An 8,349-nucleotide genomic window follows, 5' to 3' on the forward strand; every position below is an offset into this window, starting at 1 on the left:
TCCTAGCCTAATCGGAGACGGCGCGTCACCGACAACATACCAGATTGAGGGGGTCGCGCTGGACTGTCGCGGCCGGGGGGCAGCTCCTACGGGGGGAAAAGCGGCCCCGGAAGGGGGAAATCAGGTGCGGATAAACGCGGCCACCGCCGGGTCCGCGCGCAGCCCCTCAAGGTCCGACTCGGTGGGCAGCACCGGACGGTCGCGGCTGCGGTTGACCATGCAGAGAAAGCCGAGCAGCGAGCCCGCGTCGGCGCGGAATTGATGCCAGGTCCAGGGCGGGATGCGCACCAGATCGTGCGTGCCGAGCGGATGGATTTCACCCCCCACGAGACAGGCGCCACTCCCGGCGAGCACCAATACGCCGTGGGCATGGTCGTGGCGTTCCAGGGTGGAATGCCCGCCCGCGGCGATCTCAAAATAGCGCAGCTCGCAGGCCAGGGTGTCGTCGCCGATCAGCACCTGGCGCGAGATGGCCTTGAAGGGTGCGCTACCGCTGGGCTTATAGTCCAGCAGGTCGACCCCCGCCCAGCGCTGGCCCGGGAGCGATTGCAGGAAGTCGGTCATGTGGGTCTCCTAATTGCCGTCCGAGAGACTGCGCCGGTCCAGCACCCGCTTCGCCTTGCCGGCAAAGCGCTCGATGCGGCGCGGCTCCACCAGGTCCACCTCCGCGCGGATGCCGGCCACGGTGTGGATCTCGCGCGCGATGCGCTCGCGCAGGGCCTGCATCCGGTCCATGCGGTCGGAGAACAACTCGGGACGGATCTCCACCTTGACCGTCACCTGGTCCAGGGTCCCCGGGCGGTCCACCTCGATCAGATAATGGGGCGTGGTGCCCTCCACCCGCAACAGGGCCTCCTCGATCTGGGACGGGAAGACGTTGACCCCGCGGATGATCAGCATGTCGTCGCTGCGCCCGGCGATGCGGCCCATGCGGATGCCGGTGCGCCCGCACGGACAGGGCTCGCGATAGAGCCGGGCGATGTCGCGGGTGCGGTAACGGACCATCGGCACCGCCTCGCGGGTCAGGGTGGTGATGACCAACTCACCGGGCTCACCCTCCGCGACCGGCTCCAGGGTCTGCGGGTCGAGACACTCCACCAGGAAGTGGTCTTCCTGCAGGTGCATCCCGTTGCGGGCGGCGCACTCGCCGCTCACGCCAGGCCCCATGATCTCGGAGAGTCCGTAGTTGTTGAAGGCCACGATATCGAGTTGCTCCTCGATCTCCCGGCGCATGTCCTCGGTCCAGGGCTCGCCGCCGAAATGGCCAAAGCGCAGGGGCAGGGAGCGCGGGTCCATGCCCAGCTCGCGGGCGCCGTCGGCGATGGTCAGGGCATAGCTTGGGGTGCAGATCAGCACCTCGGGCGCCAGGTCGTGGATGATGTCGAGCTGGCGGCGGGTGTTGCCGGAGGCGGCGGGGATCACCGCCGCGCCGACCCGCTCCACCCCGTAATGCAGCCCGAAGCCCCCGGTGAAGAGCCCGTAACCGAAGGCAATCTGCACCGTGTGTTCGGGCTTGAGCCCCCCGGCCACCAGGAAGCGGGCACAGAGTCCCGACCAGGTCTTGAGGTCCTGCGCGGTATAGGCAACGAAGGTGGGCCGGCCGGTGGTGCCGGAGGAACCGTGGATACGCGCCACCGCCTTACGCGGTACCGCCAGGAAGCCCAGCGGCTGATGGCGACGCAGGTCATCCTTGGTGGTGAATGGCAGCCGCCGGAGATCGTCCAGACAGCGGATGCTGCGCCGATTGATGTCGTGCAGGGTGAAATAGTCGCGATAGAACGGCACCTGTGCCACCCGCTCGACCAGGGCGCGCAGGCGCTCCAGTTGCAGGGCCTCAAGCTCGGCGCGGGGCAGGGTCTCCGCGGGGTCGAAGACGGGGTTCTCGATGGCAAAGCCTGGACTCGGCATAGGGCGCTGCTCTATTTGCGTTTCTCGTTCCCACGCTCCTGCGTGGGAATGCCATGCGGGCGCTCTGCGTCCGGTCTGCGCACTGGACGCGGAGCGCCAGCGCTTGCTCCCACGCAGGAGCGTGGGAGCCAGACGAATCCTATTTCTTATTCGCCTTCATTTGCGTTCATTGCTTCCGCTGCACCCTCCCCTACCGCAATGTGGCTAAAGAGCTCCTCGGCATCCACCACATGCAGGCCGGCGGCCTTGAGCACGACGATGGCCTGGTCCGGGTCATCGAAGCGGAAGATCAGGATCGCCTTGTCGCCGCGGCGCAGCGAGAAGGCATACAGATACTCGATATTGAGCCCCGCACTCTCCAGGACCTTGAGTGCCTCGGCCAGACCGCCGGGGCGGTCGAGCACATCCACCGCCACCACCTCGGTAAGGTTCACCACCCAGCCGGCGTGCTCCAGCACCTGGCGGGCCAGCTCCCACTCACGCACGATCAGGCGCAGGATGCCGAACTGGGCGGTATCCGCCAGCGACAGGGTCATCAGATTGATGCCCGCCGCGGCAATCGACTCCAGCGGGGCGCCGAGGCGCCCGGGACGGTTCTCGAGAAAAAGCGAGAGTTGCTGTAGCTTCACGGTCAGATTCCCCTGGTCACTGGCAACGGTCGGGCGATCTCAAGCCTGTACGCGACAACGATGGTCCATCACAAGCGATTACCCGATTCCCATTTGCGTTAATTTGCGTTCATTTGCGGACAAATAATCCGCCTGCTCAAATATTACGCTGGTCGATGACGCGCTTGGCCTTGCCCTCGCTGCGCTCGATGGTGCGCGGTTCCACCAACCGCAGGTCGACACGAATACCGCAGATCTGCTCGATGGCCTGGGCCAGGCGGGCGCGTACCGCCTCCAGCGCGCCAACCTTATCGCTGAAGACCTCGGGCGTGACCTCCACCTCCACCGCCATCTGATCCAGCCCGCTCTTGCGTGTCAGGATGATCCGGTAATGGGGCAAGGCGCCCTCCACCTGCAACAGCGCGGCCTCCACCTGGGACGGGAAGACGTTGACCCCGCGGATGATGATCATGTCATCGGAGCGGCGCCCGATGCGCTCGATGCGTCGCAGGGTGCGCCCGCAGGCACAGGGCGCGGTGATGATCCGGGTGATATCGCGGGTGCGATAGCGGATCATGGGCATCGCCTTCTTGCTCAGCGTCGTCAGCACCAGCTCGCCCTCCGCCCCGTCCGGCAGGCTCGCCCCGGTCTCGGGGTCGATGATCTCCGGGTAGAAGTGGTCCTCGAAGACGTGTAGGCCGTTTTGCGCCGCGCACTCGCTGGCCACCCCGGGGCCGGTGATCTCCGACAGCCCATAGATGTCATAGGCCTTGAGCGCGGTGTTCGCCTCGATATGAGCGCGCATCGCGTCCGACCAGGGCTCGGCGCCGAACACGCCCACGCGCAGCGGCAGGCCCTTGAGATCGACGCCCGCCTCCTTGGCGCGCTCGATCAGGTGGACGAAATAGCTCGGGGTGCAGCACAGCGCGGAGACGCCGAAATCGCGCAACACCATGAGCTGGCGCTCGGTGTTACCGCCGGAGACCGGGATGACCGTCGCCCCCAGTGCCTCGGCGCCATAGTGCGCGCCCAGGCCCCCGGTGAAGAGCCCATAGCCGAAGGCGTTCTGCACGATGTCGCCACGGTGCAGACCGCAGGCGGCGAAGGTGCGCGCCATCACCTCGGCCCACACGTCCACGTCCTCGCGCGTATAGCCGACCACGATGGGCTTGCCGGTGGTCCCGGAGGAGGCGTGCAGGCGCACGATATCCCCCATCGGGCTCGCGAAGAGGCCGAACGGATAGGTATCGCGCAGGTCCGTTTTGATCGTAAACGGGAGCTTGGCGATGTCAGCCAGCTCGCCGATGGCCTCGGGGGTCAGACCGCGCGCATCCAGCCGCTCACGGAACAGCGGCACATGCTCATAGGCGCGGCTGACCACGGCGCGCAGGCGGCGCAGTTGCACCTCCTTTAAGCGCTCAGCGGGTAGAAAGTCCGGGGCGCTGGCGGGATGAAAGCCCCCCGCCGCATCGTTCCAAAGCTCAGTCTGCACTGATACTGTCCTCCAGCTAATTCTTTGCAGCAACTCGCTCGGCCGCCGCACGGCCGAGCGAGAAGGATTGCTCGTTGAGCTTATGGAGCTTGGGCGCCAGGTTGGCATGGATGGCGGCGAGCCAGTGCTCCTGCGCGATCGGCAACTGAGTCGACAGCGCACCCAGCAGGGTCACATTCAGGCTCTTCTTGTTCTTCAGCGCCTCCGCATCGAGCAGCTCGGGGCCGATCAGCACCCCGTCAGGGCGCAATACGCCACGATTGACCTCCACCTGGGTCTCCTCCAGGACCACCAGGGCATCCGCCTCCCCCGCGGGGACCATGGGGCTCCAGACCTGGGGCCCGAAGCGCACGTCGCTGCTCACTGAGCCGCCGCGCTGGCTCATGCCGTGCAGCTCGCTCTTCTTGACATCGTACCCGGCGCGAAAGGCGGCGTCGGCCAGGATGTCGGAGGCCTTGATGACCCCCTGACCGCCGAGCCCGGCAATGACCACGTTATGGACTGTATTCATGGGCTCGACCTCAATCGTCGACGACAGCAGCGGGGGCGGTCGCCGACCGGTCGGCCGCGGCCTTTTCATAGAAGCGGATCTTGGGGGCCGCCAGGACACAGGGCTGACGGGTCACCACGAGCGAGGTCTCCGACTTGGCCAACAGGTCTTTTAGCAACGTCGCCAGGGTACCCTCCGCCGCCTGGAAATCCACCAGATGGACGTTCTGCACCCCCATGGCGCGGGCCAGGTCCTCGAAGTGGATACGCCCGGTCGGATCGTGGCTCAGGGTGCGGCCGGTGCCTGGGTGCTCCTGCTGCCCGGTCATCGCGGTGGTGCCGTTGTCCAGGATCAGGACGACATGACCGGTGGCGGGCGGGTTGTAGACCATCTCGGCCAGGCCGGTGATCCCGGAGTGGACAAAGGTGGAATCGCCGATGACACTCACCACCCGCCGCGCCTCCGCCTCCGGCAGGACATGGCGCAGCCCCAGCCCGACCCCGATGCTCGCCCCCATACAGACACAGGTATCCATGGCCTGGAAGGGCGGCAGGACACCGAGCGTATAACAACCGATATCCCCGGCGACGATGCAGTTGAGGTCCCGCAAGACCTCGAAGACCCCGCGATGGGAACACCCCTGACAGAGTTCCGGCGGCTTGCCCTTGGGTGGCACCGGCTCGGGGCTCAGGTCCCCGGCCAAGATGCGGCGCACCCGCGCGACATTGAGCTCCCCGTAGCGATAGTGCTCCGGCTTGCCCTCGGCCGCGATGCCGGCCGCCTTGAGCGCGTCCGCCAGCACCGGGTCCCCCTCCTCCAACACCACCACGCGCTCGCAGCACTCCGCGAAGGTGCGGATGGTCTCCAGCGGCAGCGGATAGGTCATCCCAATGGTGAGCAGGCTCGCCTGGGGCGCCGCCTCCCGGGCATGCATGGCGGCGATGCCGGTCGCGATGAGACACAACTCGGAGCCGCCCGCGAAGATGCGATTGGGCCCCTCGGCGTCGTTCCAGGCAGCAATCTCGGCGAGCTTCTGACGCAGTCGGCGGTGGGCCGGCTTGGCGTAGGCCGGGATCATCACCCGCGCCGGGATATCCCGCCGGAAACCGGGCTCGGGGCCGACCGGCGACCCGGCCTGGAAGCCATTCTGCGGCCGCACGACCGTCTTGGCGTGACAGACCCGGGTGGTGATGCGCAACAACACCGGCAGGTGCCAACGCTCGGAGACCTCGAAGGCCAACAGCGTGAAGTCGTAGGCCTCCTGCGAGTCCATCGGCTCCAGCATGGGCACGGCGGCGGCGCGGGCATAGTGCCGATTGTCCTGCTCGTTCTGGCTGGAGGCCATGCCCGGGTCGTCCGCCGAGACCACCACCAGACCCGCCACCAGGTCCGTGTAAGCGGCCGTAAACAGCGGGTCCGCCGCCACGTTGAGACCCACATGCTTCATGGTCACCAGGGTGCGCGCCCCACCGAAGGCGGCGCCCAGCCCGACCTCCAAGGCCACCTTTTCATTGGGCGACCACTGGGCGCGCCCGCCAAGCCGGTCGAAGGTTTCCAGGATCTCAGTGGACGGGGTGCCAGGATAGCCGGTGCCCAGGCGCACCCCGGCGTGCAGCGCGGCTAAGGCAATCGCCTCGTCGCCGCTCAAGAGTTGTGGTGAATCGCTCATCGGTGGAAGGCCCTGCGTCAGCGGGAGTTCAGAGGCGGCGGATTATCCCCCCGGATGCTGCGGCGCAGCAAGGCGGGGGTGCAGTCAAGAGCGCCGCCGCCGCAGCGTCGGCTCGTCATCGTGGTCAAGGGACTCGTCGAGAGGCTGTGCTGGATCTCCTCCGGCGCCGGGGCCGGCGCGGGCGCTAGCGCTGGCGGGCGCAGTGCGTCGATGGCGAACTGGACACGCTGCGCCAACTCTGCCTCAAAATAACCGTCCGCCTCGCGCAGCCGCACGAAGGGCAAACCGGCGGCGGCGCAGGCCCGTTTTGTTACCCCCAGCGTTACCGCAAAAGTCGCGCCGGGAGCGCGGTCCAATTCTCATGCCCCTATTGGGGGATGGAGGGGTGGGGAAACGGCCAAGGCGCCCGCCACGTTCATCTTTCGGGGTGGTGCGGGCGCCAGGGCCGTTACCCGGAACCGGAAAACGGACACGACTCGCAGCGAACCGATTTCTTAATCTACTGTTGTCAATAGATCAAACGAACCGGCCCGCGGCGATAGCTCACTGATTGCGGAACAACGACCACACGCTGCGGAACTGTTCGTTGGTCGAGTCGCCGATCCACTCGAAGGCGACCGACTCGGCGCACGACACCTGGATCCCACCGTTGCGCATACGGCCCAACACGTTGGTCTTACACTCGGGCTTGCGTGAGATGATGGCATCGGCCGGGACAAACACCTGATACCCCCAGCGCTGGAGTCCGGAAACCGTCTGCGAGATGCAGATGTGGGCCTCCATGCCGACCACGATCAATTGGCGCCGCTCCGGATGGGCCGAAATATTGCGCTCGAACCCCGGGGCCGTGCAGCACGAGTAGGCCGATTTTTCAGTCGGCTGGGTGTCCGCCGGCAAATTCTCGGCGATCGAGGCGATAATCGGCCCCAACCCCTGCGAGTTGTGCTGGGTGGCGATCACCGGGATGCCGAAGACCTTGGCGGCCGCCAGCAGCCGGTTGATGTTGGAAACGACGAACTCCAGCTCGTCCGGCACCATGGCCTTGGCCAGCCGCTCTTGGGCGTCGATGATAAGCAACTGGGAATAGTCCCGCTGACACAGCGGCATCTGAACTGGTTGAACGCTCAAGGGATGTCCTCCGATTTTGTTGTTGCTGATTGAGTCAGCACTTATGGTGCGCGGGCCGGTGCCCAGCGGCTTCAGAACACGAAACCCCGCGGCTCAGGGCAATTGGCCAGCGCCGGGATACTGGTCTCGAACAGCGCGGTGCGGCGCATCGACCCATCGGCCAGCCGGGTCATCAACCAGGCCGCCATGAGCGGGGGCTCGCCGAGCACACAGAAGAGACGCCCGGCCAAGGCCAGTTGTTCCTCCAGCACCCACAGAACCTCAGCCCCGGGCACCGAGCCGGTCACCGCGATGACATCGAATGGACCACCCGCGGCCGGCCCGGCCAGGGCGTCGGCCGTGAGGACCTCGATCCCGTCCAGCCCCAGGCGACCCAGACGCTCACGGGCGGCGGCGGCCAGGACGGGGTCGAGTTCCAGGCTGACGACGTCCGCACCCAGCCGGCGCAGGCAGGCGGTCAGGTAGCCGCTGCCGGTGCCGACCTCCAGCACGCGCTCGCCGGGTTGCACATTCAGGGCCTGCAACAGGCGCGCGACCACCTTCGGGGCCAGCATCGACTGCCCCTCGCCGATCGGGATCTCCACATCGGCGTAGGCCAGGCCCCGGTAACCGTCCGGGACAAAGCCCTCACGCGCGAGCGCGCCCATGACGTCGAGTACCTGATCGTCCAGCACCTCCCAGGGGCGGATCTGCTGCTGGATCATGTTGAAACGTGCGATATTGTGGTTTAGGTCCACGCGGGGGATTCTCCAGGGGATGGGTGGAAGCCGCTTCAAGGGGTGTCAGGCTAAGGGCTTTGGGCCGGCCGCGCAACTACCTAACCGAACGCGCACGTGCATTCCCCTTCACGGAAATGGACGTTCGAATTTGCGATCCGTCTTTTGATAGAATTCTGAGACGCTCTTGCCAGCTCTGGCCTTGATCATAAATCCGGCCAAGACCTAGCGTAGGGCTTGGTGAATCACCGCAGGAGAGCGGCAGGACCCGCGAAATTGTGTACCCTTGGAAGTGCAAACAAACCGAGGGTGAAGCACCATGTTCGAAGGTCCTGCCG

9 protein-coding genes are annotated in these 8,349 nt (G+C 66.3%); all 9 read right to left on the bottom strand.

Annotated features, from left to right (window positions below):
• Positions 1-120: 120 nt before the first annotated feature.
• The 9 genes from QZX93_RS17910 to QZX93_RS17950 all read right to left on the bottom strand — a co-directional run bounded on the left by QZX93_RS17910 (position 121) and on the right by QZX93_RS17950 (position 8,032).
• Positions 121-564 carry a cupin domain-containing protein gene (locus QZX93_RS17910; protein ID WP_295389733.1) on the bottom strand — a complete coding sequence of 148 codons (444 nt, stop codon included), beginning with the start codon at positions 562-564 and terminating at the stop codon, positions 121-123.
• A gap of 9 nt (positions 565-573) precedes the next feature.
• Positions 574-1,908, bottom strand: a complete 1,335-nt coding sequence (locus tag QZX93_RS17915) for a phenylacetate--CoA ligase family protein (RefSeq protein ID WP_295389735.1) — start codon at positions 1,906-1,908, stop codon at positions 574-576.
• Between the two features lie 146 nt (positions 1,909-2,054).
• The gene (locus QZX93_RS17920; RefSeq protein ID WP_295389737.1) at positions 2,055-2,537 is read right to left on the bottom strand and encodes an ACT domain-containing protein; all 483 of its coding nucleotides are present in this window, start codon (positions 2,535-2,537) and stop codon (positions 2,055-2,057) included.
• Between the two features lie 136 nt (positions 2,538-2,673).
• Entirely contained in the window at positions 2,674-4,008 is a 1,335-nt protein-coding gene (locus tag QZX93_RS17925) for a phenylacetate--CoA ligase family protein (protein ID WP_295389738.1), read from the bottom strand.
• Positions 4,009-4,024: 16 nt separating this feature from the next.
• Positions 4,025-4,519: an indolepyruvate oxidoreductase subunit beta gene (locus tag QZX93_RS17930; RefSeq protein WP_295389739.1), complete on the bottom strand. Its 495-nt coding sequence runs from the start codon at positions 4,517-4,519 to the stop codon at positions 4,025-4,027.
• A gap of 10 nt (positions 4,520-4,529) precedes the next feature.
• Entirely contained in the window at positions 4,530-6,167 is a 1,638-nt protein-coding gene (locus tag QZX93_RS17935) for a thiamine pyrophosphate-dependent enzyme (RefSeq protein ID WP_295389741.1), read from the bottom strand.
• A gap of 17 nt (positions 6,168-6,184) precedes the next feature.
• A complete protein-coding gene (locus QZX93_RS17940) occupies positions 6,185-6,523 on the bottom strand; it encodes a hypothetical protein (RefSeq protein WP_295389743.1) in 339 nt (112 codons plus the stop codon).
• 187 nt (positions 6,524-6,710) lie between these two features.
• Complete coding sequence (locus tag QZX93_RS17945; protein WP_295389745.1) at positions 6,711-7,295, bottom strand: isochorismatase family protein; 585 nt, start codon at positions 7,293-7,295, stop codon at positions 6,711-6,713.
• 71 nt (positions 7,296-7,366) lie between these two features.
• Positions 7,367-8,032 carry a protein-L-isoaspartate O-methyltransferase gene (locus QZX93_RS17950; RefSeq protein WP_295389746.1) on the bottom strand — a complete coding sequence of 222 codons (666 nt, stop codon included), beginning with the start codon at positions 8,030-8,032 and terminating at the stop codon, positions 7,367-7,369.
• Positions 8,033-8,349 lie beyond the last annotated feature (317 nt).

It is taken from the genome of uncultured Thiodictyon sp. (assembly GCF_903946935.1).
GTDB lineage: Bacteria > Pseudomonadota > Gammaproteobacteria > Chromatiales > Chromatiaceae > Thiodictyon.

Coding starts and splice junctions, on each gene's coding strand:
- QZX93_RS17915 (WP_295389735.1), bottom strand. CDS start 1,908: ATGCCGAGTCCAGGCTTTGCCATCGAGAACCCCGTCTTCGACCCCGCG.
- QZX93_RS17935 (WP_295389741.1), bottom strand. CDS start 6,167: ATGAGCGATTCACCACAACTCTTGAGCGGCGACGAGGCGATTGCCTTA.
- QZX93_RS17930 (WP_295389739.1), bottom strand. CDS start 4,519: ATGAATACAGTCCATAACGTGGTCATTGCCGGGCTCGGCGGTCAGGGG.
- QZX93_RS17910 (WP_295389733.1), bottom strand. CDS start 564: ATGACCGACTTCCTGCAATCGCTCCCGGGCCAGCGCTGGGCGGGGGTC.